The organism is Acidimicrobiales bacterium (assembly GCA_025455885.1).
Classification (GTDB): Bacteria; Actinomycetota; Acidimicrobiia; order Acidimicrobiales; family Acidimicrobilacustridaceae; genus Rhabdothermincola_A.
Window position 1 is genome coordinate 34,035 of record JALOLR010000016.1, and the last position, 24,503, is coordinate 58,537.

Annotated in this window: 27 protein-coding genes and 1 riboswitch; of the genes, 11 read left to right on the top strand and 16 right to left on the bottom strand. The window is 73.7% G+C overall.

Going from position 1 to position 24,503, the window contains the following annotated elements:
• The first annotated feature begins 103 nt into the window (after positions 1-103).
• Positions 104-331, top strand: a complete 228-nt coding sequence (locus tag MUE36_13195; GenBank protein MCU0311886.1) for a DUF4190 domain-containing protein — start codon at positions 104-106, stop codon at positions 329-331.
• Between the two features lie 85 nt (positions 332-416).
• Here the strand turns inward: MUE36_13195 and MUE36_13200 are convergent, their stop codons facing one another.
• From MUE36_13200 to MUE36_13235, 8 genes are all read right to left on the bottom strand, one after another.
• Positions 417-791 (bottom strand): DUF393 domain-containing protein, encoded by a 375-nt coding sequence (locus MUE36_13200; GenBank protein MCU0311887.1) that lies wholly within the window; start codon positions 789-791, stop codon positions 417-419.
• Positions 792-891: 100 nt separating this feature from the next.
• A complete protein-coding gene (heR, locus tag MUE36_13205) occupies positions 892-1,716 on the bottom strand; it encodes a heliorhodopsin HeR (GenBank protein MCU0311888.1) in 825 nt (274 codons plus the stop codon).
• A 65-nt stretch (positions 1,717-1,781) separates the two neighbouring features.
• Positions 1,782-2,816 carry an LLM class flavin-dependent oxidoreductase gene (locus MUE36_13210; GenBank protein MCU0311889.1) on the bottom strand — a complete coding sequence of 345 codons (1,035 nt, stop codon included), beginning with the start codon at positions 2,814-2,816 and terminating at the stop codon, positions 1,782-1,784.
• A gap of 49 nt (positions 2,817-2,865) precedes the next feature.
• Positions 2,866-3,960, bottom strand: a complete 1,095-nt coding sequence (locus tag MUE36_13215; protein MCU0311890.1) for a phosphotransferase family protein — start codon at positions 3,958-3,960, stop codon at positions 2,866-2,868.
• Positions 3,961-4,058: 98 nt separating this feature from the next.
• Positions 4,059-4,535 carry a bacterioferritin gene (bfr, locus tag MUE36_13220; protein ID MCU0311891.1) on the bottom strand — a complete coding sequence of 159 codons (477 nt, stop codon included), beginning with the start codon at positions 4,533-4,535 and terminating at the stop codon, positions 4,059-4,061.
• Between the two features lie 31 nt (positions 4,536-4,566).
• Positions 4,567-4,773, bottom strand: a complete 207-nt coding sequence (locus MUE36_13225) for a (2Fe-2S)-binding protein (protein MCU0311892.1) — start codon at positions 4,771-4,773, stop codon at positions 4,567-4,569.
• A 73-nt stretch (positions 4,774-4,846) separates the two neighbouring features.
• Positions 4,847-5,410, bottom strand: coding sequence for a nuclear transport factor 2 family protein (locus tag MUE36_13230; protein ID MCU0311893.1), 564 nt, complete (start codon positions 5,408-5,410; stop codon positions 4,847-4,849).
• Positions 5,411-5,413: 3 nt separating this feature from the next.
• Positions 5,414-6,205: a glucose 1-dehydrogenase gene (locus MUE36_13235; protein ID MCU0311894.1), complete on the bottom strand. Its 792-nt coding sequence runs from the start codon at positions 6,203-6,205 to the stop codon at positions 5,414-5,416.
• Positions 6,206-6,309: 104 nt separating this feature from the next.
• On the opposite strand from MUE36_13235, the gene MUE36_13240 reads away from it, so the two are divergent.
• Positions 6,310-7,062 (top strand): SDR family oxidoreductase, encoded by a 753-nt coding sequence (locus MUE36_13240; GenBank protein MCU0311895.1) that lies wholly within the window; start codon positions 6,310-6,312, stop codon positions 7,060-7,062.
• A 71-nt stretch (positions 7,063-7,133) separates the two neighbouring features.
• On the opposite strand, the gene MUE36_13245 is transcribed toward MUE36_13240, so the two are convergent.
• From MUE36_13245 to MUE36_13265, 5 genes are all read right to left on the bottom strand, one after another.
• Positions 7,134-8,051 (bottom strand): cytochrome c oxidase assembly protein, encoded by a 918-nt coding sequence (locus MUE36_13245; GenBank protein MCU0311896.1) that lies wholly within the window; start codon positions 8,049-8,051, stop codon positions 7,134-7,136.
• Positions 8,048-8,698 carry an SCO family protein gene (locus MUE36_13250; protein MCU0311897.1) on the bottom strand — a complete coding sequence of 217 codons (651 nt, stop codon included), beginning with the start codon at positions 8,696-8,698 and terminating at the stop codon, positions 8,048-8,050. The genes MUE36_13245 and MUE36_13250 overlap by 4 nt, the downstream gene beginning before the upstream one ends.
• On the bottom strand, positions 8,695-9,246 hold the full coding sequence (locus MUE36_13255) for a copper chaperone PCu(A)C (GenBank protein MCU0311898.1): 552 nt from the start codon (positions 9,244-9,246) through the stop codon (positions 8,695-8,697). Before MUE36_13255 ends, MUE36_13250 begins: the two co-directional genes overlap by 4 nt.
• Positions 9,247-9,330: 84 nt before the next feature.
• Positions 9,331-10,770 carry an amidase family protein gene (locus tag MUE36_13260; protein MCU0311899.1) on the bottom strand — a complete coding sequence of 480 codons (1,440 nt, stop codon included), beginning with the start codon at positions 10,768-10,770 and terminating at the stop codon, positions 9,331-9,333.
• Entirely contained in the window at positions 10,767-11,933 is a 1,167-nt protein-coding gene (locus MUE36_13265; GenBank protein MCU0311900.1) for a sulfotransferase, read from the bottom strand. The genes MUE36_13260 and MUE36_13265 overlap by 4 nt, the downstream gene beginning before the upstream one ends.
• A 134-nt stretch (positions 11,934-12,067) precedes the next feature.
• On the opposite strand from MUE36_13265, the gene MUE36_13270 reads away from it, so the two are divergent.
• The 7 genes from MUE36_13270 (at position 12,068) to MUE36_13300 (ending at position 19,334) form a co-directional block, all read left to right on the top strand.
• Positions 12,068-12,868, top strand: coding sequence for an SDR family oxidoreductase (locus MUE36_13270; GenBank protein ID MCU0311901.1), 801 nt, complete (start codon positions 12,068-12,070; stop codon positions 12,866-12,868).
• Between the two features lie 13 nt (positions 12,869-12,881).
• Positions 12,882-14,381 (top strand): hypothetical protein, encoded by a 1,500-nt coding sequence (locus MUE36_13275; protein MCU0311902.1) that lies wholly within the window; start codon positions 12,882-12,884, stop codon positions 14,379-14,381.
• A 72-nt stretch (positions 14,382-14,453) separates the two neighbouring features.
• Complete coding sequence (locus tag MUE36_13280; protein ID MCU0311903.1) at positions 14,454-15,032, top strand: hypothetical protein; 579 nt, start codon at positions 14,454-14,456, stop codon at positions 15,030-15,032.
• Positions 15,029-17,218: a hypothetical protein gene (locus MUE36_13285; GenBank protein ID MCU0311904.1), complete on the top strand. Its 2,190-nt coding sequence runs from the start codon at positions 15,029-15,031 to the stop codon at positions 17,216-17,218. Before MUE36_13280 ends, MUE36_13285 begins: the two co-directional genes overlap by 4 nt.
• Positions 17,219-17,246: 28 nt before the next feature.
• On the top strand, positions 17,247-18,104 hold the full coding sequence (locus MUE36_13290) for a hypothetical protein (GenBank protein ID MCU0311905.1): 858 nt from the start codon (positions 17,247-17,249) through the stop codon (positions 18,102-18,104).
• Between the two features lie 85 nt (positions 18,105-18,189).
• The gene (locus tag MUE36_13295; GenBank protein MCU0311906.1) at positions 18,190-18,789 is read left to right on the top strand and encodes a sulfite exporter TauE/SafE family protein; all 600 of its coding nucleotides are present in this window, start codon (positions 18,190-18,192) and stop codon (positions 18,787-18,789) included.
• 47 nt (positions 18,790-18,836) lie between these two features.
• Positions 18,837-19,334, top strand: a complete 498-nt coding sequence (locus tag MUE36_13300; protein ID MCU0311907.1) for a hypothetical protein — start codon at positions 18,837-18,839, stop codon at positions 19,332-19,334.
• A gap of 28 nt (positions 19,335-19,362) precedes the next feature.
• Here the strand turns inward: MUE36_13300 and MUE36_13305 are convergent, their stop codons facing one another.
• Together MUE36_13305 and MUE36_13310 are read right to left on the bottom strand one after the other, a co-directional pair.
• Entirely contained in the window at positions 19,363-20,163 is an 801-nt protein-coding gene (locus MUE36_13305; protein ID MCU0311908.1) for a glutamine amidotransferase, read from the bottom strand.
• The gene (locus tag MUE36_13310) at positions 20,160-21,470 is read right to left on the bottom strand and encodes a MurT ligase domain-containing protein (protein MCU0311909.1); all 1,311 of its coding nucleotides are present in this window, start codon (positions 21,468-21,470) and stop codon (positions 20,160-20,162) included. Before MUE36_13310 ends, MUE36_13305 begins: the two co-directional genes overlap by 4 nt.
• Before the next feature lie 168 nt (positions 21,471-21,638).
• On the opposite strand from MUE36_13310, the gene MUE36_13315 reads away from it, so the two are divergent.
• Both MUE36_13315 and MUE36_13320 read left to right on the top strand, forming a co-directional pair.
• Entirely contained in the window at positions 21,639-22,349 is a 711-nt protein-coding gene (locus tag MUE36_13315) for an SGNH/GDSL hydrolase family protein (protein MCU0311910.1), read from the top strand.
• Positions 22,350-22,386: 37 nt separating this feature from the next.
• Positions 22,387-23,163: an SDR family oxidoreductase gene (locus tag MUE36_13320; protein ID MCU0311911.1), complete on the top strand. Its 777-nt coding sequence runs from the start codon at positions 22,387-22,389 to the stop codon at positions 23,161-23,163.
• A gap of 32 nt (positions 23,164-23,195) precedes the next feature.
• Here MUE36_13320 and MUE36_13325 read toward each other — a convergent pair whose 3' ends face one another.
• Positions 23,196-24,233 (bottom strand): DUF2236 domain-containing protein, encoded by a 1,038-nt coding sequence (locus MUE36_13325; GenBank protein ID MCU0311912.1) that lies wholly within the window; start codon positions 24,231-24,233, stop codon positions 23,196-23,198.
• Positions 24,234-24,294: 61 nt separating this feature from the next.
• Positions 24,295-24,443: riboswitch (cobalamin riboswitch) on the top strand.
• Positions 24,444-24,503 lie beyond the last annotated feature (60 nt).

A 24,503-nucleotide genomic window follows, 5' to 3' on the forward strand; every position in this document is an offset into this window, starting at 1 on the left:
CCCGCACCCCCCACCTCCCGGATCGTCGCCCGCGCCCCCGCCGTTCGCCGCGCCGGTGACGCGCACCAACACGAACGCGATCGTCGCCCTGGTCCTCGGGATCGTGGGACTGACCACGTGCCAGCCACTCGGGATCGTCGCCATCTTCCTCGGGCGGGCGGCTCGTCAGGAGATCGCCCGGTCGGGCGGCACCGAGTCCGGGGACGGACTGGCCCAGGCGGGGTACATCCTCGGCATCGTGAGCGCGGCGCTGCTGGCGGTCGCCGTGGTCGCCTTCGCGGTGATCCTGCTGATCGCCGTCCTCACGAGCGGCTCCGCAGGCGCATCGTGAGCGCGACCGACCGCTGTCGCGATGCCGATCCGATCCTGACGCGTCGATCGGCTGACCCCGGGCGGGCTCGCCCGGCGGCCGTGGTTCAGACGTCCCGATCGGGGAGCGCGCAGGCGTTCAGCCCGACCATCGAGGAGAGGCGGGTGCGGTTGCGGGCCACCAGGCGGTAGACCCAACCAGCCACGACCCGGATGCCGGGCGCGGCGATCACGGCGCCGATCGCCGGCCACGGACGTGACGAGAGCCGCAGCGCCTCGGCCACCCCCAGCTGGGCTTCGAGGCGCCGACCGTCGGGGGTGACGACCACGACGGCCTCGGCCACCCGGGCGGTGTCCTCGGGATGGGACGCCGTCCACTCCTGCGAGGTGACCATCCGGGCCGTGCAGCCCGCCCGACGGAGGAAGCCCACGCTGGCCGAGCAGATGCCGCAGTCACCGTCGAAGACGAGGATCGGGTGCACCGTTCCAGTGTGCCGGTCTCCTCCGGCGACCACACCCGGGACGGGGCGGGGATCCGCGGTCACCGGGGTCCTGTGGATCCGACCACTCCACCCACCGGGATCAGTCGGCGAGCGTGCCGAAGTAGATCTGCCACGCCAGTGCCGTCTTCGCCACCAGGCTCAACACCAGGTACACCTTCTCGCCGTACAAGTAGTCGGCGAACTTCCCCTTCCCCCGGTACTGCAGCCACTGGTTGAGCGCGAAGCAGTTGAAGAGCAGGAACAGCGTGACGTAGATGACGAACACGAACGGGGGCACGCCGTCCGTGCCGGGCTCGGCCTCGACGGTGGCCACCACCAGCGCCGTCGTGACGATGATCCAGGGGATGATCCCGGCGATGCAGCCGAACACGAACGGCCACCAGTCCACGTCCGAGCGGTCGGTGTTCACCTTCTCCATCACCAACCCGAACAGGATCATCGAGGCGTTCACGCCGGCGATGGCGATGATGGCGTAGAGGTTGTTCACGCCGACGAGGAGCCCGATCAGCACGATCATGATCGACGCCGAGACCGAGTACTCGGCCCACCGGGCCACGTTGATCCCCCGGCGCAGGTTGGCCTCGTACCACCCGCGGATCGACGGCGCGGCCATCAACAGGTGATCGGCGGCGGCCAGGAACAGGAAGACGGCGACGGCGATCGGGAAGCTGATCTCGAAGAAGGTGGTCGACCGGTCGAGAGAGCCGGGCGCGCCCGGTGGCCCGCTCTGGACCGTGGCGACGATCGGGATGGCGAACCCTGCGCTGATGACCAGGATGACGACGCCCTGCACCAGGTGGGCGAGGCCCACGCCGAGGTTCCAGATCCTCAGGTTGGCGAAGCGGGCGCGCTGATCCCCGTCCGACAGGCTGGTGCGGGCCGCGCGGTCCATGTGGTTCGACATGCCCCACCATCCCATGCCGAGGACCGCGTTGCGGGGGTCCGCCGGCCCCTCGATCGCCGGGACGGTCAGTCGAAGGCGGGGATGACCTCGTCGCCGAAGAGCCGGATCATGGCGGCGATCTCGTCGTAGGTGCCGAGGGACGCCTTCTCCGCGGCGCCGGGCAGGCCCGCCCCGAACGCGGCGTGGACGTGTTCGCAGCCGGTCAGCTCGCGGTAGCGCTGCACCTGGGCGATCACGTCGTCGGGGGCGCCGAACAGCAACCGGTCGGCGGCGATCTCGGTCGGAGGCACGCTCTCGCCGGCGTCGATGCGGGCGAAGAGCTCCTTCTCGGCGTCGTCCTCGACCGACTCCCGCCAGTGCTCCATCAGCCCGCCGACGTACTCGGGGAGGACCTCGTCCATCACCTGTGCCCGGTCGGCACCCACCCAGGCGTAGCGGCGCAGCACCCAGTCGGGGGTGGTGCCGGCGGCCTCGCAGGACGACCGGTAGACGCCCAGGCACGACAGGGCCTTGGCGAGCGACTGCACCGGTCCGCACAGCCAGGCATCGCCGAGACGGGCGGCCCGGTCGACGGCGGGATCGGCGACGCCGGCCACCCACAACGGGGGGTGCGGGTCCTGGACGGGGCGGGGGTGCACGGTGAGGTCCGGGAACGACCAGAAGCGGCCTTCGAACGACGTCTCCTCACCGGTCCAGACGAGCCGGAGGATGGTCAGGGCCTCCTCCATCCGGGCGCCGCGCTCGGTGAAGTCCGAGCCGTGCACCTGGTACTCGAGGGGCCACCAGCCGAGGCCGACGCCGAGGGAGATGCGACCGCCGGAGAGCTGGTCGATCGTGGCGACCTGCTCGGCGACCCGCACCGGGTTGTGCACCGGCAGCTGGAAGATGCCGGTGCCGACGCGGATGTCGGACGTGCGGGCCGCCACCGACGCCAGGAACGTGAGCGGATCGCTCATGTTGCCGGGCATGAAGTGGTGGTGGCCGATCGTGACGGTGTCGTACCCGCACTCCTCGGCCAGCACCGCCAGCGCGTAGGTCTCGCGGAACGGATCCGGTCGGGAGAGGTCCTTCAGCAGCGGCAGCGACAACGAGAACTTCATGGCCTGCAGTCAAGCAGGCCCGCCCGCCGGCACCGGACCCGCGTCGGGGTCACGCGGTCGGCGCCGGCATCTCCAGGTCCATCAGCTCGCACGTGATCTGGGTGACGGGGTTGTGGACGGCCATGGCCAGCGCGTCCGGGCCCATCGACATGGCGAACATCTCGGCGAGCTTCACCATCACGAGGCAGAAGTGGAACCCGGCCAGCTTCTCGTAGAAGTCGACGTGGGACGCGGGGCGGCCCATGAGGTCCTCCCACAGGGCGATCGTCGCCGCCCGGTCGAGCATCCCGGGGGGGAGGGGGGCGCCGACGCCGTCGGTCGAGTAGCGCTGGAGGAACAGCCACCAGCCGAGGTCGCTCTCGGGGTTGCCGAGGGCGACCATCTCCCAGTCGAAGACCCCGATCACCTCGGTGCCGTCGAACATGAGGTTGCCGGGTCGGGCGTCGCCCCAGGCCAGGCCGAGGTGCTCGGTGTCATCGGGCCAGTTGGCCTCCAGCCAGTCCCAGGCCGGGTGGACGACGGGATGGGCCTCGCCCTTCGTGGCCCAGGCGAGGTACGAAGCGGAGTAGTTGCGGCGCTGCACGGCCCCGGTGGGGCCGTGGTGGGGCTGGTCGAGGAACGCGAGCCCGGCGGCCCGCCAGTCGACCTGTCCGACCTGGACCAGCGCGGCGACGGCGTTGCGGTGCCACTCCTCGCGTCGGGCCGGGCTCATCTCCATGACGAAGCCCTCCTGGGTGTAGGGCGGCGAGTCGCCCGGCACCTGGCCGGCGAGGCGGTCCATCACGAAGAACGGGGCACCGAGCACCGCGGGGTCGGACTCGGCCCCGCGGGTGCGCGGCACCGGGACGTCGGTGTGCTCGCCGAGGTGGCGGATGACCTCGTACTGGTGGACCAACAGGTCGCTCTCGGGGAAGAGCTTGTGGACCAGCGGCTGGCTGCGCAGCACCAGCGCGGCGGTCTCGCGCCGTCCGTCGGCCCCGGTCCACGAGGCGTCGAAGAGGAAGGTCTCGTTGGAGAACCCGCTGGCCTGCGGGACGACGAGGTCGGTCACCTCGACGGGGCCGACATGGGGCATCTGCCCGGCCATCCACCTCTCGAGCACCTCGGTCACGTGCGCCGGGTCGCGTTGTCCTTCGACTGGCATGGTCCCCCCGATCGTCGTCCGGTCCTGCCCCCTGTCGGGCGGAGCGACCTTAGGCGGGAGGGGGAACGTCCGGCGCCGTGAGGTGCGGCGCGGGAGGCTCAGTCGGCCTTCGCGACCTGCTGGCTCAGGTACAGCTCGGTGCCGAGCTGCTCGATCAGGCTGAGCTGCGCCTCCAGCCAGTCGGCGTGCTCCTCCTCGCCCTTCAGGATGTGCTCGAGCAGCTCCCGCGAGCCGTGGTCGTGACGGTCGGAGCACAGCTCGATGCCCCTGGTCAGGCGCTCGACGGCCTCGACCTCCACCTGGAGGGCGAGCTGGAGCTTCTCGGGGACGTCCTCGCCGACGCGCACGGAGCCGAGGCGTTGGAGGTTGGGGACCCCGTCGAGGTAGAGGATGCGCTCGATCAGGGCCTCGGCGTCGTGCATCTCGTCGATCGACTCGTGGCGGAACTTCGCGCCGAGCCCGTCGTAGCCCCAGTTCTGCATCATCTTGGCGTCGATGAAGTACTGGTTGACCGCGGTCAGCTCAGCGGTGAGGACCTCGTTGAGGATCTCGATGACGTCGGGGTTGCCGTTCACGGTGCTCCTGTTCGGGCGGACGGGCCGCCGATCAGGCGACGGCGGAAGGGGTGCGCAGCGCCGGCTCCACCGGCGTGCCGGTGCGGGCGCTGAGCAACTCTGCCAGAGCCGGGCGACATCCGCCGCACTCGGCCCCGATGCCGCACACGTCACCGAGCTCCTCGACGTTGCAGATCCCCTCGTCGATCGCGGCGGCGACGGCGGAGTCGTTCACGTTCCGGCAGTGGCAGATGATCACCCGGTGCCCTTCCTCGAACGGCCCCCTCGCGGGGACCCGACGTCGTTAAGTATGCCTAACAACCTCGGTGGGGTCAACCCGGAGCCCGGGGCCCGGGCTCGGGTCGGGCCGCCAGCTCCCCGAGCATCCGGGCGAGGGGGTCGTCGCCGTCCCGGCGACCCACGGCGCCGTCGTCGGGGACGGGCCACCGGGATCCCGGCGCCGGCGCCTGCACCCACTCCGTCGTGGCCACCCGCTCGGCGATGCGCCACCGCCCGTCCCGACGCTCGAAGCGGTCGACGAAGCGGAACCCGACCGTCAGGTTGCGGCGCGGGTCGGGGTCCGAGCTGCGGTGGTGGGCCACCCCGTAGGTCTCCGAGACGGCGACGTCCGCCTCCCCGGTCGGATCGGCCGACGCGAAGTCGACCAGGTGGTTGGCGACCAGGTGGAACGTGGCGTCGTAGCGACGGAGCAGCCCGCCGACCCAGGCCACGAACTCGTCGACGGTGCCCGAGAAGGTGCCGTGGGTGTCCGTGGCGTCGGGGTGGTAGCACGACCGGACGAGGTCGAGGTCGAGGCGGTCGATGCCCCGGCAGTAGCGCAGCACCACCTCCTCGATGGCGCGGACGTCGCCGAGGCGACCGTCGGGGCCGGCCACCGCTCAGCCCGCCGCCGGTCGGGGCGTGGCCGGCGGGGCCGCCGACGAACCGCCGTCCACCACGACCTCGGCCCCGGAGACGTAGCTGGCCTCGGGCGAGGCGAGGTAGCAGACCACCGACGCCACCTCCGCGGCCTGCCCGGCGCGACCCAACGGGACGCCGGCGAAGCGGGCGTCGCCGAGCCCGGTGGCGTCGGGCGGGAGCATGTCGGTCTCGATGGGACCGGGCATCACCGCGTTCACGCGGATCCCCTCCGGCCCGAACTCCTGGGCGGCCACCCGGGTCAGACCCCGCAGCGCCCACTTGGAGGCGCCGTAGGCCCCCTGCCACGCGTAGCCGTGCATCGATGCCAGGGAGACGACGTTCACGACCGCGCCGCCACCCGCCCGTCGCAGGGCCGGCAGGGCCGCCGTCATGCCGAGGAACGGCCCGAGGGTGTTCACCTCGAACGCCCGACGCAGGCCGTCCGCCGACTCGTCCTCGAGGGCGCGCCGCCAGAAGACCCCGGCGTTGTTGACGACCACGTCGAGCGATCCGAAGGTCTGCTCGGCGGTCTCGACCGCCGCCGCCCAACCGGTCTCGTCGCTCACGTCGTGTTCGACGAAGCGCACACGCGGCCCGAGCTCCCCGGCCAGGGTCCGGCCCAGCTCGACCAGGACGTCGGTCAGCACCACCGACGCCCCTTCGTCGACGAGCCGGCGGGCGATCGCCTCACCCATCCCGCGGGCGGCGCCGGTCACGAGCGCCACCCGGCCGTCGAATCGCCCGCTCGTCTCGCTGTCGGGTCCTGGCACCTCACGCTCCTCCACCGTCGTCCCGGTCGAACCTTGACAGATCCGCGCCGGGCGCGCTCGACTGCCCGACGGCCGACGACGGGTCGCACGCGAGGGGGAGACGGATGCACGCAGCAGGGGCAGTGGTCGTGACCGGGGGGGCGTCGGGGATCGGCCGGGCGAGCGCGAGGGCCGTCGCCGCCCAGGGCAGGGGGGTCGTGCTCTGGGACCTCGACGGTGACACGGCCGTCGCCGAGGCCGCCGCCATCGCCGGGGAGCTCGGTGTCGAGGCCCACGGCGCCGCGGTCGACGTCACCGACGCCTCGTCCTTCGCGGCCGCCATCGACGACGCGCGGCGCGTCGTCGGACCGATGGGCGGGCTCGTGCACGCCGCCGGCGTGGTCCGCGCCGAGAACCTCGGTCAGCTCGACGACGGGCTCTGGGACGCCGTGCTCGACGTCAACCTCAGGGCCTTCCCCCTGCTCGTGCAGGCCCTGCTGCCCGAGCTGCGCTCGGTGTCCGGCGCGGCCGTCGTCGGCATCGCCTCGATCGAGGGCTGGATCGGCAACGCGGCCATCCCCGCGTACTGCGCTTCCAAGGCCGGGGTGCTCGGGGCGGTGCGCTCGATGGCCCACCAGCTCGGCCCCGAGGGGATCCGGGTGAACGCCGTCTGCCCCGGGTACATCGAGACCCCGATGCTCCAGGTCGCCCTCGACATCCCCGAGGTCCACGAGGAGTTCCGGCGCTCGTCGGTGCTCGGCAGGGTGGGTCGACCCGAGGAGATCGGCGCACCCGTGGCGTTCCTGCTCTCGGACGCGGCATCGTTCATCACCGGGGCCTCGATCGTCGTCGACGGCGGCGTCACCGCCGTGGACTGAGGCCCCACACCGGCCGACGCGCCGGCCGGTCCGACCCGGGCCCGGGGGGGGGGCGGTGGTTGCGGTGGCCGCTACGGCGCGTCGCGGGTCCCGGTCTCCGAGAGGACGGGGCCGGCGGGCTCGGTGGGGGTGGCGCCGCGGGCCGCCCGTCGGGCCTCGCGCTCCTCGGCCTGGCGGATGAAGTGCGGGATGGTGGCGTTCTCGGCCCGCTCCCGCTCCACCGCCCAGTGCAGGAAGCGCGCCGCGATCTGGATCCAGATGATCATCCCGCCGATCACCTGGGCGATGCCCGAGGCCAGCTCCTGGTCGTCGACGGCGCTGAAGCTGTCCACCACCCGGGGGGCCAGCTCGAAGGTGGCGAAGAGCGGGTACTCGGCCCAGGTCATGAAGAACGACGTGGGTAGCGGGGCGATCGACTGGATGAACAGGTAGATCAGCGCCAGCGGCCCGACCAGTCGGGGTCTCATCGGCGACGGCGGTTGCACCGGGAGCCACAGGATCACCCCGGCCAGGATCCAGAGGGCGTCGATCGCGAACGAGCCGAGCGGGCTGGTGATCGTGCGGTCCGAGACCATCGGGGTGTTGACGAGGAGCAGCAGGCCGCTCGTGGTGAGGACGGCGACCACGGGATGGGTGACGGCGCGGATGACGGCCCGTCGGCGGTCGGTGGCGTCGAGCCACCGGCCGAGCACCGGCGGCGCCCCGTACAACAGGAGCGGGATGGCGATGAGCACGACGATCACCTGGCGGCCCATCTGCACCGACAGCAGGTAGCCGGCGCCGAGCGACGCCATCGGCCAGTCGGTGGCGACCAGGACGAGGAGGATGCCGAGCACCGCGGAGAGCTTGCGCCGCAGCGGGAAGCCGGGGTCCTTGCGGTAGGCCCACGTGTAGAGCGCGACGAGGGTCCCGACGAGGAGCCAGGCGCCCAGGTAGGGGCGCCACTCCCACGTCCAGGCCCGGCCGTCCGCCGAGCACCACCAGCTCACGGGGCGCTCCAGTCGATCGTCGACAGGCGGGGGAGGTCCTCGGCCCAGGCCTGCTCACGGGTGCCGAACGGGTAGGCGATGTGGGCCAGGTTGTCGGCGGTGAACACCAGGATCTGGCTCGGGTGGCCCACCGCGTAGGAGTCGCCGCCCTCGCCCTCGGGGTCGATGACCACCGGCGGGAGGCCCACCTGGGCCATGGCCCGGTCGATCTCCTCGGGGGTCGCGGTCAGCCCGACGAATCGACGGTCGAAGCGGTTGAGGAAGTCCCGCATCCGTTCCGGGGTGTCGCGCGCCGTGTCGACCCCCACGAACACCACGTTGGGGTTGCCGGTCGCCAGGCGGGCGTCCTCGATCGCCGGGGCGATGGCCCCCATGTGGATCGGGCAGATGTCCGGGCAGCTCGTGTAGCCGAAGAGCACCATCGTGAGCTCCCCGTCGGTCTCGGCGCGCAGGTCGAACGGCTGGCCCTCGGTGTCGGTGAAGACCACGTCCGGCTTCGCCACCGGCTCGGTGAGCAGCCGGCCCTGGAAGCCGAGGTTGTCGGCGTCGGACCCGCCGACCTCGTCGGCGGGGGTCACGCAGGAGGCGAGCAGGAGGGCGGCGACCGCGACCACCAGCATCACCGGCCCCCGGTGGCTGGCGGTCACCCGGCCACCTCCGCGGGGTCGACCACGGCGACGTCGACGGTCACGTCGTTGCCGCTCTCGAGGAGCAGGGTGATCGGGTACGTGTCGCCGACGGCGAGGTCGGACGGCACGTCGAGCATCAGGTGGGCGCCGCCCGGTTCGAGCACGAGGTCGGTCCCGGCCGCCACGGGCAGGCCGTCGACGCCGCCCATCACCGCACGTCCGGTGGCGTCGACCTCGGTGCGGTGGAGCATCACCAGCGTGCTCCCGTCCGAGCGGGCCCCGAGGAGGACGTCGTCGACGGTGCCGTCGTTCGCGAGCGTGAGGTAGGCGGCGGCCTGGCCCGGATCGAAGGGGAGGGCCATGCGGGCGTCGGTCACCCGGAGCTCACCGTCGCTGCTCGTCGCCGCCCCCGACCCGGGGTCGCCGTCCTCCCCCGCCCTCCACAGGGTCACCACGAGGACCGCGGCGAGCGCGAGGACGACAGCGGGGGCCACGAACGGGCGGAGCCGGCGTCCTGCGCGGACCGGAGGGGCGGCGGCGGGCGAGCGGGGGGCGACGTCGGCCATACACCGCCATTGAAGCCCGGGTGGGTGGTGGCGCACACATCGCGCCGGCGGGAAATCCTCTCGACCCGGCCGGGTCCGGTCGGTTCAGCCCGGCGGGGGCCAGGGCGCGGTCCGGGGCCACGGCGAGGCGGACTCGATCTGCGCGGCGAGCTGCAGGAGGATGCCCTCGCGGTTGTGGGAGGCGAGGAACTGCGCGCCCATGGGCAGTCCGTCGCCGTCGTGGCCGGCGGGGACGGACATCGCGGGTTGGCCGGTGACGTTGGCCAGCGCGGTCATCTCGCTGAACCGACCGGCCCGGGTGAACATGGCCTCGGTGCTGGTCGTGTCGAGCCAGCCCAGCTCGGGGACCGGCGGGAGCAGGGTGGGGGTCAGCCAGAGGTCGTGGCCGACGAAGAAGGGGGCCACCGACCGGCTCACCTCCTCGATGCGCTGAAGGGCGCGGATGACCTCGACCCCGGAGAAGCCCACGCTGCGCTGGTGCATGAAGCGGCTGAACGGCTCGAGGTCGTCGTCGGCCAACGGGCGCCCCAGTTCCGCCAACCGGTCCTCGACCTGCGCGGCCGAAGCGGCTCCCATCACCACCGACACGCACTCGATGACCGCGCTCGGGTCGTAGGTGGGCAGGCCCTCGGTGACCTCGTGGCCCAGCTCCTCGCACAGGGCCGCCATCCGTTCGATGGCCTCGACGGCCGCGGGGTGCGCCTCGGTGCCGGCCACCGACCGGGTGGACACCGCGATCCGCAACGGCTGGAGCGGCTCGGACAGCACGGCCATGAACGTCCCTGCCCGCGGTCGGGGTGGCGTCGCCCCCGGGTCACCGGCGGTGCCTCCGGCGACGGCGTCGAGGAGCGCTGCGCTGTCGCGCACCGTGCGGGTCACGGCGTGGCCGATCGTGAGCGGATAGGCGAAGTAGTTGAGCTGGGGGAGCGACGGCGTGCGCATGCGGGTGGGCTTCAAGCCGAACAGCCCGCACTCCGAGGCCGGGATCCGTATCGAGCCCCCGCCGTCGTTGGCGTGCCCCGCAGGCACCATGCCGGCCGCCACCGCGGCGGCCGACCCACCGCTCGACCCGCCCGTGGAGTGCGTGGTCCGCCAGGGGTTGCGGGTCGGGCCGTGCAGCAAGGGCTCGGTGCTGGCGTTCTTGCCGAACTCCGGCGAGTTCGTGTTCCCCAGGATGACGAGGCCGGCGGCCTTGTAGCGGCGGGTGAGCTCGCTGTCCGACGTGGCGACCACGTCGGAGAAGAGGCGACTGCCCCGGGTGGCGGGCAGGCCGGCCACGTCGCACCCGAGGTCCTTCACCACGAACGGCACGCCCTTGAGCGGACCGTCGGGCAACCCCTCGTCGACCTCGGCCAGCGCCGCCTCGAACCGGGTGGCCACGACGGCGTTGAGCGCGGGATTGCGCTCCTCGATCCGGCGGATGGCGGTCTCGGCGAGCTCGCGGGCCGTCACCTCCCCGATCGTGACCATCCACGCCATGTCGATGGCGTCGCGGGTGTCGAAGACATCGTCGAGGTCGGTCATCGCGCCGGCTCGAGGAGGTGGTGGTAGCGGGTCGTGTAGTCGGCGAAACGTTCCGCCAAGGGCTCGGTGGCCAGACCGAACTCCTCGAGCGAGTAGGTGTGGCGTCCGTGCACGCCCTGGGTGTGCGTCGCGGAGTGCGCCCGCATGGCCTCCTCGGCCTCGGGCGAGAGCGTCTCGCCGAGCTGTTCGTAGATCGACCGCACCGTGGCCGACGGCTCCGAGACGAGGTCGTCGTAGGCGACGTCGACGAACGCCGCGCCGCGCCCTGCGGCGGTGACCTCGTCACGGAAGCGCGACTGGCGCTCGAGCAGCGTGGCGATGAGGTCGGGCCAGGTGGCGGCGATGTAGTCGGTGAAGTCGTGGTCGGTGAACGTGCTGGTGAGGGACCGCACGAGGCTGAGCACCGACGCCGTCACCCGGACGGGGTCGCGGTGCGTGAGGACGTACCGGGCGTCGGGGTACGTCGCCTCGAGCGACCAGGGGTCGACGAGGTGGATGGGCGACTTGAGCTGCCACTGCCCCGGGTAGGCGGACTGCAGGACCTGCAGCATCTGGCGGTGGTAGCGGTAGGCAGGGCCGTGGTCGGCCTCGAAGAGCCACTCGCGGTAGCCCTCGACGTTGAACATCGTCGGGTAGATCAGGCTCGTGAAGTGCTGGGCCAGCACGACCGCGCACTCGATGGGCATGTCCGGCGGGTCGAAGTGGATGGCCTTGAAGCCCGGGTTCACCAGGTCGAGCATGTTCGGCGCCTCTCGGGCCGCCACGAACCGGGGGTCGTCGACGTAGCCCTCCGCGGTGGGTGGCGGGACCGAGTCCCCCGCTTCCCACGCCAGCAGCGACCGGTTCGCGGGGTCGGCGCCCAGGAGGTGGCTCAGGGCCGTCGTGCCGGTGCGGGGGAGCCCGATGAGGAAGATCGGGGCGACCACCGGGTCGTCGGCAAGGTCGGGGTGGGTCCGGTGCCAGTCGGTGATCCGGAGGCGGTTGGTCAGGTGGTTGACGACGGTCTGCTCCACGGCGGCTTCGCCGATGGCGTCGAGGTGGGCGTCGTCCGTCAGCGACTCCAGCAGCACGGCGAGGCCCTCGCGCCACGACGGGTCGCCGGCGTCGTCGGAGCCCGCGGCCTCGGATGCCCGCTCCAACAGGACGTCGATGTCGGTCTGCACTGGTGATGCCCCCCCTGCGTTCGCAACGTCCCGGGGGACCGTAGCGCCGTGCGCCCGGCCGTGGCTCCGGCCCGGCACGGGGACGACCGCCCCTTCCCGGGGCAGCGGCCGGGGCGGACTGCTAGAACCGGGTGATGGCCCAGCACGGCGGACTCGACGGGACCAGGGCGCTCGTCGTCGGCGGGAGCAGCGGCATCGGGCTCGCCGCGGCCCGGCTCCTCGCCGCCGACGGCTGTCGCGTCACGATCGCGGGTCGGGACGAGCAGCGCCTCGTCGACGCGCTCCGCACCCTCGCCGCCGAGGGCCTCGAGGCGCACCCGTGCCCCTGTGACGCGCTCCGGCCGATGGACGTCGCCGACGCGGTGGCGTTCGCCGCCGACGGCGAGAGCCTCGAGGTGGCGGTCACCGTGCCGGGCGGCGGCACGCCGAGCCGCCTCGTCGACTACGACCCGGACCAGTTCAGCGCCGAGGTCGACCTCAACGTCCGACCGGTCTTCCTGCTCCTCAAGTACGCGGTGCCGGCCATGCCACCCGGTGGCTCGATCGTTGCCGTGTCGTCCACCGCGGCGGCCTTCAGCACCCGGGGCCTGGCGTCCTACAAGACCGGCAAGGCGGCCGTCGACGCGTTGGTCGAGGTCGCGGCCGACGAGCTCGGCGAGGAGGGGATCCGGGTCAACTCCGTTCGACCCGGCCTGACCCGCACCGCCGCCACCGAGGGGCTCTTCGCCGACGACGCCACCATGGCCGCCTTCCTCGACGCCCAACCCCTCGCCCGGGGCGGTGAGGCCGACGACGTCGCCCGGGCCATTCGCTTCCTCGCCGGGCCGGAGTCCGGGTGGGTCACGGGCCAGCACCTCGCCGTCGACGGGGGCCACACGCTACGGGCCTTCCCGGACCTGCGCCCGGCACCCGCGACCACGGACGCCGAGTCGTGACGCCGGTCCGGACGTGACCGGCGACGAACTCCCCGGCGGCTGGGGTCCGACGCTCCACGACCTCGCCGAGCGACGAGCTGCGTCGCGGGCGATGGGAGGCGAGGAGCGGCTCTCGAAGCGGCGCGCCCGAGGCCTCCTCGACGCCCGCCAGCGGGTCGAGCACCTCCTCGATCCGGGATCGTTCCGGGAGATCGGCACGCTGGTCGGCGAGGAGGTACCCGCCGACGGCATCGTCGCCGGCGCCGGTCGCATCGACGGTCGACCGGTGATGGTCGGTGCCGAGGACTTCACGACCCTCGCCGGCTCGATCGGTCCGGGGAGCAGCTCCAAGCGGTACCGCGTCGCCGAACTGGCCCTCCGGGACCGGATGCCGCTCGTGATGCTGCTCGAGGGGGCCGGCCATCGCGGCGGCGGACACGGGGGTCGGGCTCCCACCGACCTGCTCGCCCAGGCCCAGTGCTCCGGGCGCGTCCCCGTGCTCAGCGCGGTGATGGGCCCCTCGGCGGGGCACGGGGCGCTGATCGTCCCGATGTCGGACTTCAGCGTGATGACGGCGAGCGGCGCGGTGTTCACGGCCGGGCCACCCGTGGTGAAGGAGTCCCTGGGCGAGGAGATCTCCAAGGAGGACCTGGGCGGCCCCGCCGTCGCCACGGCCAGCGGGCTGATCCACAACGTGGCCCCCGACGATGCCGCCGCGCTCGACATGCTGCGCCACTACCTCGAGTTCTTCCCGTCGAGCGCATGGTCGTACCCGCCGTCGGTGCCCGGCGCCGACCAGGGGCCCCGCACCACCGACGAGCTCCTCGAGATCGTGCCCCGCGACACGCGACGGGTCTACGACATGGCCGACGTCCTCGACGTGGTCGTCGACGACGGCCACTGGTTCGAGGTGCAGCCGGGGTTCGGGCCCTCCGTCATCTGCGCGCTGGCCCACCTCGGCGGCGACCCGGTGGCCGTCATCGCCAACCAGCCCCGCGTGCTCGCGGGATCGGTCGACGCCGACGCCGCGGACAAGGCCGCCCACTTCATCACGGTGGCCGACTCCTACCACCTCCCCCTCGTGTTCCTCGCCGACAACCCCGGCATGCTGCCCGGCCGGGTCTCGGAGCAGGCCGGGGTCCTGCGCAGCGGGGCACGGATGTTCGCCGCCCAGACGCAGGCCACCAGCCCGAAGCTGCACCTCACGCTCCGCAAGGCCTACGGCTTCGGGTCGATGGTCATGTCGCTGGTCGGCTTCGACGGCCAGTCGGCGACCTTCGCGTATCCGGGGGCGACGCTCGGGGCGATGGGGGCCGCGGCCATGAGCCGCGCCACCGGGGCCGAAGCCGACGAGGCGGCGCTGCTCCGCGACGCGGAGCTGCAGGCCTCCTACCGCTCGGCCGCCAACCTGGGCTTCGACGAGCTCGTCGATCCGCGCGAGACCCGCACCGTGCTCCTCGACGCGCTCCGCAGGGCGCTGTCGCGGCGCCAGGTCGCCCCCGAGCCGGTGGCCCGCGTCGCCGTCACCCCCTGATCCGGCGCGCCTCGCGAACGAACCCCGCCCGCGTCGCCGGCGTGCCGGCCGTCGGCACTACTGTCGGTCGGCGTGGTGGTCGGTGCGCTCCTGGGAGTCGTCGCGGGCGTCGTGGCGGTCGGCGGCGCGGCCAAGCTGCGCGACCCCGACGCCAGCGCCCCCATGTTGCGGGCCCTCGGGCTGCCGTCCTCGCGACTGCTGGCGCGGGCCCTCGGCGCGGTCGAGGTCGTGGTCGGGGTGAGCGCCTACCTCCTCGGCGGCCCGGTGCCGGCCGCCGTCACGGCCGCCCTCTACCTCGGGTTCACCGTCGCCATCCTGCGGCTGCGCGCCGGCGGCCAGACCGTGTCGTGCGGGTGCTTCGGCCGCTCGTCCGCTCCGCCGAGCCTGCTGCACGTCGCCGTCGACGGCGCGGCCGCCGTCGTGGCCACCGTGGCGGCGATCACCGCCGCCCCGGGGTTCCTCGAGATGCGCCCGGACCTCCCCGGCGCCGGCGTCGCCTACCTCCTGGTCTCGGGGGTCGCCGTGGGCCTGGTCGTCGCGCTGCTCACCGCCCTGCCCGACGCCCTCGCCGCGGCGCGCCGCCTCCCGGCTTCCGAAGCGGCGGCGCTCCGTCCCGTGCAGTCCTTCCGTCTCGGAGGTTCGATCCGATGAGCATGACGTCGTCCACCGTGGTCGAGAAGCTCTCGGGGGTCCTCTCGGCCCGCATGGGGCGCCGGGGGTTCTTCGCCCGCTCGGCGGTCGTGGGCACCGCCCTGGCCGCGAACCCCGTCGCCTACGCCCTCACCCCGACCGACGCCTACGCGGCGATCTGCTCGTGCCAGGGCCAGGGTTGCGCGTGCGGGTCGCTGTGCTGTGACGGCTACACCGAGTTCTGCTGCACGCTCACCGGGCGCAACCAGTGCCCGCCGGGCTCGGTCCTGGCCGGGTGGTGGAAGGTCGACGGCACCGGGTTCTGCTCGGGACCCCGCTACTACATGGACTGCAACGCCCCCTGCAACGGCTGCGGGTGCGGCGGCAACGGCGTGTGCAGCGGTGCGTGCTCCGGCACGGGCTGCGGGTGCGCCAACGGCGACTGCAACAACCGGAAGGCGGGCTGCACCAACTTCCGCTACGGCCAGTGCAACCAGGGGATCGCCTGCCTCGGCCCGATCGTCTGCCGCCTCGTCACCTGCATCGCACCGTGGGAGATCGACGGCACCTGCACCGGCACGGTCCGGGTCGACAACGCCACCGCCAACCACGACCGGCCGTGCCTGCACACCGTGGACGGGAGCGTCGAGTCCGCCACCGAGGTCACCGGGGGCATCCGGGTGACCGGTTGGGCGCTCGACGCCGACACCAACGCGCCGATCGACGTGCACGTCTACGTGGACGGCGTCGGGGCCGGCTCCGGCGTGGCGTCGCGTTCACGGCCCGACGTGGCCGCCGCCTTCCCGGGGCAGGGGCCGAACCACGGCTACGACATCACCGTCCCGGCCGCGCCCGGGGTCCGCCAGGTCTGCGTCTACGGCATCAACGTCGGCCCCAGCGGGAACGGCAACCTGTTGCTCGGGTGCCGCACGGTCCGGGTGGGCAGCCCATTCGGCAACTTCGAGGGGTTCCGGGTCGGGACGGGCACCATCACGCTCACCGGCTGGGCGATCGACCCCGACACGACCGGGCCGGTCGACATCCACGTGTACATCGACGGCAACGGCGCGGGATCGTTCGTCGCCAACCGCTTCCGCGCCGACGTCGGCCAGGCCTACCCGGCCTACGGCCCCAACCACGGCTTCGACATCACCGTCCCGATCAGCGGCGGGCCCCACCGGGTCTGCGTCTACGCCATCAACACAGGGATCGCCGGCACCACCAACCCGGAGCTCGGCTGCATCCAGGTCGACATCGGGTCGCCGCTCGGCAACCTCGACACCGTCGACCCCGCCGCCGGCGGGGTCCTGGTCGGGGGATGGGCGGTCGACCTCGACGACCTCACCACCTCGGTCACCGTCGACCTGCGTGTCGACGGGCGGCTCGCCGCGACGACCGTCGCCAACACACCGTTCCCGGCGCTGCAGGCCTACATCCCGGCGGCCGGACCGAACCGGGGCTACCGCTCGTTCGTCCCGGCCGCCCCCGGGCGACGGACCCTCTCCGCCGTGGCCCGCAACGTCGGTCCCGGGGTCGACAAGGTGCTCGCCCAGCGGACCGTCGACGTCCGCGCCGGCGACCCCTTCGGGAACCTCGAGCTGGCCGCCGCCGGGCCTCGTCAGATCCGCGTGGTCGGCTGGATGATCGATCCGGATTCGACAGCCCCGATCGACGTGCACGTGTACGTCAACGGCGCGTTCGCGGGGCTCGGCGTCGCCGACCGGAACCGGCCCGACGTCGGCGCCGCCTATCCCGGCTTCGGGCCGGTCCACGGGTTCGACGTGGTAGTGCCCGCCGCCGCCGGGCTCCAGACGGTGCAGGTGTACGCCATCAACGTGGGCCCCGGCACCACCAATCCGCTGATCGGAACCCGGAGCGTCTTCGTGGGCGGCAACCCCTTCGGCAACTTCGAGGCGGTCCGGGACTCGAGCGGGGCGTTCCGGGTGAGCGGCTGGGTGATCGATCCCGACACCGCCGGCCCGGTCGAGCTCCACGTGTACGCCAACGGCGGGGGGGTCGGGCGGGCGGTCGCCGACCGTGACCGCCCCGACGTCGGCATCGCGTACCCGCTCTACGGGGCGGCCCACGGTTTCGACGCCACGTTCCCGGTCGCTCGCGGCACCTACGACGTGTGCGTCTACGCGATCAACCTGGCGAGCGGCAACACCAACCCGCTGCTGGCCTGCCGCCGCGTGGTCGTCTCGTGACCGCGTCCCCGACCGCCCGGGGGCCGCGTTGACCGCGGTCGTCGTCGTGCTGGCCGTCGCCGTGGCAGTGCTGGGGGTGCTCGTCGTCGGGCTGCTGCGCACCCACGCCGAGGTCCTCCGCCGCCTGAGCGAGCTCGGCGCCGGGGTCTACGACGACGAGGTGACCACCACCTCGTCGACCACCGGCGGCGTGCGCTCGCCGGTGGAGATCCGCACCCGCCCCGGGGTCCCCGAGCCCCGGGACCAGGCCGAGCCGGTCACCGCGACGGCCTTCGACGTCGCGGGCGTCACCCCCGACGGGTCGGCGGTCGCCGCCGGGGTCGTCGGTCGGGACCACACCACCCTGTTGGCCTTCCTGTCGAGCGGCTGCGGGACCTGCGCCGACTTCTGGCGGGCCTTCGGCGACGGCGAGGGGACACGCCTCCCCGGCCGCGACACCCGTCTCGTCATCGTCACCAAGGGCCCGACGCTCGAGAGCGTGAGCGAGGTCGCCCGGTTGGCTCCGGCGGGCATCACGACCGTCATGTCCGACGGGGCCTACGACGACTACCGCGTGCCCGCCAACCCGTACTTCATCCTGGTCGACGGCCCGACGGGCAACGTGGTGGGGGAGGGGGCGGCGGCGAGCTGGGCCCAGGTGGCCAACCTGCTCGGCCAAGCCGCCGCTGACGCCGGTCACGACCTCGACGGCGCGCCCCTGACGCCCTCCGCTCCCGCCGGGCGACTCACCGGCCCCGAGCGATCCCGGCGGGCCGACGAGGAGCTGCGCGCCGCCGGCATCGGGCCGGGGCACCCCAGCCTCTACCCGGACCAGCTCATCGCCGACGACGAACCGCCCGAGGCGTCGCTCCCCGGGGGTGGTGGCACCCAGGACGGGCGGAGCTGACGTGCCGCTCTCCCTGCTCGTCGCGGGGATGGCGGCCGCGGTCATCGGCGCCGTGCGCTCGACGTGGTCGCCCTGAGGGGAGTCGATGCTCTCGAGCATCACCCCGCTCGGTGAGCGGGGACGGGCCCAACGGTGGTGGCTCACGGCCACCGCCTACATCCTCGGTTCGGCCCTCGGCGGCGTCGCCGTCGGCGCGGCGCTCGGGGCCCTCGGCTCGCTGCTGGCCCGGACGGACTGGTCGGACCCGGTCGTGGCGGGCGTGGTCGTGGCGCTCGCCGTCGTCGCCCTCGTCTTCGACGCCGGTGCGGCCCGACTGCGCCTCCCCCGCTACGGCCGACAGGTGAACGAGGACTGGATGAGCACCTACCGCGGGTGGGTCTACGGCGGCGGCTACGGCCTCCAGCTCGGGGCGGGTCTCACCACGATCGTGACGGCGGCGCTGGTGTACCTCGTCTTCGCCCTCTGCCTCCTGGCCGGTTCGTGGTGGGGCGGGGCGTTGATCGGCCTCACCTTCGGGCTGACACGCGGCCTCGCGTTGCTGAGCGTGCGCCACGTGACCGACCCCGGGGCGCTGGTGGCCTTCCACCGCCGTCTGCAACGGGCGGCACCGCGAGCCCGAGGGGCGACCGTCGTCGCCGAGGTGGTCGTGCTGGCCGTCGGGATCGCGATCGTGGTCGGCGCCTGACGCCCGCCCGGCCGCCCCCCGGGGTACGACGGTGGCAGACTCGCGAGATGGCCACGATCGCCGCCCACGGGATCACGGTGACCGCCCCCCAGGGTTGGGACACCGAGATCTTCCGTCGTGACCCCGATCCGCTCCCGGACCCGGCGCTGCCGTCGACGCGGGGCCCGGCCGGGACCTCGACCACCACTGTCCCTCCCGTCGCCCACGTCGCCAACTTCGGGCTCCCGCCCGTCCGCGGCGACTTCGGGGGCGGGGCGGTCGAGCTGATGGGCAGCGGCGGGGTGTTCATCTCCCTCCTGGAGCACCCGCCGGAGGAGGCCGACACCGCCCTCTTCGCCGGCCGCACGATCCCGTGGCCGTTCGTCGCCGACGACCTGTCGCCCGACACGCTCCAGCGCGGCATCGCCGGCCAGGCCGGCCTCCAGCGGTTCTTCGTCGTCGACGGACGACCGTTCTGCCTCTACGTGGTCGTGGGCAGCTACCGCCTGCGGGCCACGCTCATCGGTGAGGTCAACCGGGTGCTGGCGTCGGTGCGCTTCGCCTGAGGCCCGTCGCGCCGCCGTCGTCGGCCGGTCACGACCTCCGCAGCGCGTCGCGCCACGAGCGACGGGGGGCCAGCTCGTGGTCACGGGCGGCGCGGAGGCGCTCGTCGCGGAGGCGGTCGACCTCGTGGTCGTCGAGCGGGGTGAGCGCCTCGCGGCCCACCACCCAGCCGAGGAGGAGGTCGGCCAGAACCGGGTTGCGGGCCAGGACGGGACCGTGCAGGTAGGTCCCGACCACACGCCCGCGCACCACGCCCTCGTACCCGTCGCCGTTCCCCTCACCGACCTCCACCGCGGCCAGCGTCGAGGAGTCCGGGCCGACGACCGAGCGGCCGGCATGGTTCTCGAACCCGGTGAGCGCGCCGAGGGCGATCGGGTCGCCGGCCGGGTCGGGCACCGTCGCCGAGCCGGTGAGCAGCTCGCCGACGGCGCGGGGTCGGTCGACGCGGATCGTGGTGCAGTCGAGCAGCCCGAGGCCGGGCCGGTCGGTCCCCGTGGCGTCGGGGAAGCGGTGGCCCAGGATCTGCATGCCGGCGCACACGGCGAGCACCACCGCACCCGCCTCCACGGCGCGGTGCAGGGCCCGGCTCTCGGCGAGGTCCTTCGCGGCCTGGGTCTGGGGGCCGTCCTCACCACCGCCGACGAGGTACAGGTCGCACGAGTCCGGGGCGACCTCGCCGCCCCGCACGGTCACGAGCTCGGCGGGGATCCCCCGCCAGGCGAGCCGGCGGGCGAGCACGACGGCGTTGCCGCCGTCGCCGTAGGTGCCGAGCAGATCGGGGTAGAGCACCCCGATCCGGACCGTCGACGCACCGCCGGCACCGGCGGTCATCCCGGCCCCCCGAGCTGGTCGAGGAAGGCCTGGAAGGCCGTGTAGTTGGCGGCGACGTCGACGGTCACGTCGGCCGAGAAGGTCGGGTGGGAGGCGACGGCGGCGACGGCCGCGTCGAGGTCGGGAGCCCGGTCGTGCTCGACGTCGGCGTAGCGCAGGCGGACGGCGAGGTCGGAACCCCGCTCGCCGGTCGCCACGACGTAGCGGCCCCGGAGGCGCTCGAAGGGCACGTCCCACAGCCACGACGGGTCGTGCCCGTCGGCGATGCGGGCGTTGATCGCCACGATGATCGGCGCGGGCGCCGGGGCGAGCAGCTCGAGCGCCTCCTGCCACCCGGCCGGGTTCTTGGCGAGCACGAGGCGGACGGCCACACCGTCGATCCTCGCCACGCGGTACCGCCCGGCGATCTCGGTCACCCCGGCCAGGGCGGCGGCCGCCGCGGCGGCGTCGACGCCCATGGCCGTGGCGGCGGCCAGTGCGAACGCGGCGTTGACGGCGTTCACCCGCCCGGGCAGGGCCAGCTCGACGGTGACGGACCCGGACGGGAGGTGGACCGTGGTGGGCTCGGGTCCCGCACCGGGCGTCGCGGTCGAGATGGTGACGTCCGGGGCCGGTCGAGCGAGATCGCAGCCCGTGCAGCGCCACGCGTCGGTGGTGAAGTCGATCCGTCCCGAGCACGCCGGGCACCCCGTGGCGTCGGCCGTCCAGTCGAGCCCGGTGCCCACCCAGATCACGGTGGGCGCCGCCATGGCCGCCCACGCCACCAGCGGGTCGTCGGCGTTGGCGACGACCCGAGCCGGGGGGTCGTCGGTGAGCGCCCGCCGCCACCGCTCGGCCAGCTTGCGCACCTCCTGGGTGCGGTCGAGCTGGTCACGGCTGAGGTTCGACAGCACGACCGTCGAGGCGCCGGTCGCGTGGAGCACCGGACCGAGCCAGCGTTCGTCGACCTCCAGCACCGCCGTCGCCGTCGGGTCCGCCGGGCCGAGGGCGGCCACGATCCCGGGGGTCATGTTGGCCCCCAGCGAGTTCGACACGACCGGCCCGTCCGCCTCGAGCGCCGCCCCCAGCAGGCGTGTGGTGGTCGTCTTGCCGTTCGTGGCGCTGACGAGGGCGACCTCTCGCCCCCCGCTCAGGTGGGCCAGCAGACCGGGGTCGACGGCCAGGGCGGCACGACCGCCGATCACGCTGCCGGAGCCGAAGCGAACGATCCTGGAGGCGCCGGCGACGGCTCGACCCACCCCGACGGCGATGCGGGCCCGCACCGGACGCGAGGGGCTCGGAGGCGGGGAGGAAGGGGGGGCGGTCACGGCGGGTCGATGCTAACGAGCGCCGCCGCGCCGGCATCGCCATCGGCCCTCGGGGCCGCGTCGCCGGGGCCCCGAGCCCGGCGGTAGCGTCGGGTGCATGGTCGCGGCAGCCCCCCGAGCGCGGCGCTCGCACCGCGACCCGAGCCGCACCCGTCTCCGGGGGGGCAGGTGACCGGCTCCGGTGGGAGTCCCACCGGTCGGGCGCAGGTCCTCGCCGTCCTCACCATCGTGCTGGCCGTGGTGGTCGGCGCGCTGGCCCTGGGTGGCGAGGAGTCGCTTCGGTCGTCGCTGCGCAGCGTCGGACCGGGCATCCCGGAGGGCGAGGCCGCAGCCCCCTCGGTGGCCCTCCTCGGCGACTCGATCTTCTCCGAGAGCGCCGACACGCTGAGCGATCGGCTGGAACCGACCTACGACGTGGCCATCGACGCGGTGCCGGGACTCACGACCACCCAACAGATCGCGGGGGCCGACCGCCTCGCCGCCGAGGCCGCCCCCGTCGACCAGGTCGTGGTCAACCTCGGCACCAACGACGCCGCCCAAGAGGTGGACCCCACCGAGTCCCGCCGGTCGCTCGAGCAGATCCTCGCCACCTTCCCCGAGGCCCGCTGCGTCCACCTGGTCACCATCACCGACAAAGCCCGCGACCTCGACCCGGTGGTGGCGTGGGACGAGGCCGTCCGGGTCAACGAGATGCTCCGCACCCTCGCCGGCGACCCTCGGGTGCGCTTCGTGGAGTGGGCGGCGATCCTCGACGACAACGATCCCGCGGACGGGGGCGGTTCCAACCTGGGGCCGCTGCTCCGGGATCGTGTGCATCCCACCGTCGCCGGCCAACAGGCCCTCGCCGAGGCCGTCGCCACCAGCCTCGACGGCTGCTGACCGGCCGGGGCTCGCGCGGGCGCGAGACTCGCCGGTCATGGAGACACCTGACTTCGGGGACCGCCCGGGCGCCGCGCTGGTGACGGGCGGGACCGGCGGGATCGGTGCGGCGATCTGTCGGATCCTCGTCGCGCGGGGCAGTGCCGTGGCCTTCACGTACCGGGCGAACGCCGTCGGGGCCGAGGACCTCGTCGCCGAGCTCACCGCCGGCGGGGGGCGCGCCCACGCGTGGCCCGCGGACCTCGCCGACGAGGACGTGGCGGCGAACGTCGTTGCCGAGACCGTCGGCCGGTTCGGCGGGCTGCACACGCTCGTGCACGCCGCCGGCCCCCACGTCCCGCAGATCCACCTCTCGAAGGTCACCCCCGCGCAGTACCGGGCGCAGCTCGACGGGGAGGCGGCCGCCTTCTTCAACGTCGTCCACCCGGCGCTCACCCCCCTCCGGGAGGCACGCGGCAGCATCGTGGCGGTCACGACGGCCGCGACCCGTCGCTACCCGGTGCGTGACGGGCTCTCCTCGGGCACGAAGGGTGCGGTCGAGCAGGTCGTGCGGGCCCTCGCCGCCGAGGAGGGCCGCTTCGGGGTCCGGGCCAACTGCGTCGGTCCGGGGATGCTCACCGACGGGATGGCCGCCCGGTTGATGGCCTCGGGCGACCTCGACGACGCCGCTCTCGAGGTCACGATGCGCAACATCCCCCTGCGCACGTTCGGCGACGCGGTCGACATCGCGGAGGCGGTGTGCTTCCTGGCCTCGGATCGGGCCGACTTCATCAGCGGCCAGACCCTCGACGTGGACGGCGGTTACGGGATCTGACGTCGCGGGCCGCCGTGCCACCAGCGGGTCCGTCAGGCGGCGGGCTCGTCGGGCACGGCGCGCAGCTCCCCGCTCCCGGCGGCGGTGCCCGACGGCTCCACCTCGAGCCCGCCCATCACCCACGCCAGCGAGCGGGTCAGGGCCCGGGCCGCCGGTCGCACGAGCAGCGGGTCGACACCCGGCGCCAGGGGGAGCCAGAGATCCCGCCGGACCCGGCCGGGGAGCAGCCCGACGGCCGCCGGGGCGATGACGGCGTAGGGGAGCCGGGTCGTCCACGGCAGCGGCGGCACCATGAGCCACCGGGCGGCCTCGCGGGCCTGGGCCCCGGCGTGCAGTTCGGGCTCCATCACCGCGAAGTACGCCCGCAGCTCGGCGACGGAGCGGGCCGCGGGTTCGGCGTCGAAGAGCTCGCAGAGCACCGACATCTCGTCGACGTAGCGGTCCTGGTCGGCGGGGGAGAGGGGCTCGGCGCCGTAGCACTGGTAGGCGGCCAGGAAGCTGTCGACCTCGGCGTGGTGGACCCAGGTCAACAGGTGGGGGTCGTTGGCCGCGTAGGGGCGGCCGTCGGGAGCGATGCCCCGGACCCGGTCATGGACCCGTTTGACCATCGCCACCGCGGCGTGGGCCTCCTCGGTGGTGCCGTAGGTCGTCGTCCCGACGTAGATGCTGGTCCGCCAGAGGCGCCCGATCGGGTCGTGGCGGTAGTCGGAGTGGTCGGCGACGCCGGCCATGGCGAGAGGGTGCATCGTCTGGAGAAGCAGTGCCCGCAGCCCACCGATGAACATCGACGCGTCGGCGTGCACCCGCCACGTCACCGACCCGGGCCCGAAGAGCCCCGGGTCACCCGATACGACCCGCAGGTCACGCGGCGGTGGACCGTCGCCGACGATGGTCTGGCGCATGGACGAGGCCAGGCGGCGCCGGGTGGAGGCCACGGCGTGCTCGACGGCGCCGACCGGGTCGGGCCAGGTGACGGCGGGGAGCCTCCCGAGCGACGGCGGCGACGGCGCCGTCGTCCGGTGCGAGCCTCGCGGAGGGAGGCCCTCGGGACGCTGGGGGGCGGATGCCACGGTGAGGAGGATACGGCCACCTCCCGTGATCGGGCCCGGTCGGCGCGCTGATTGACGGACGACCGTGGGTGTGGTTCGGTGTGCAGCACACGCAACCCGTCGATGCAGGGGAAGCCGGTCCGAATCCGGCGCTGACCCGCAGCCGTGGGTGTCGTCCGGCTCCGGCCGGTGGCACGAGCCGGAATGCCTGCACCGGAGGGATGCTCCGCCACACCCGTCGTCGGATCGCGGGAGGCGGGGCCGGAATCGGTGGCGGCCCCGTCGGCCTCC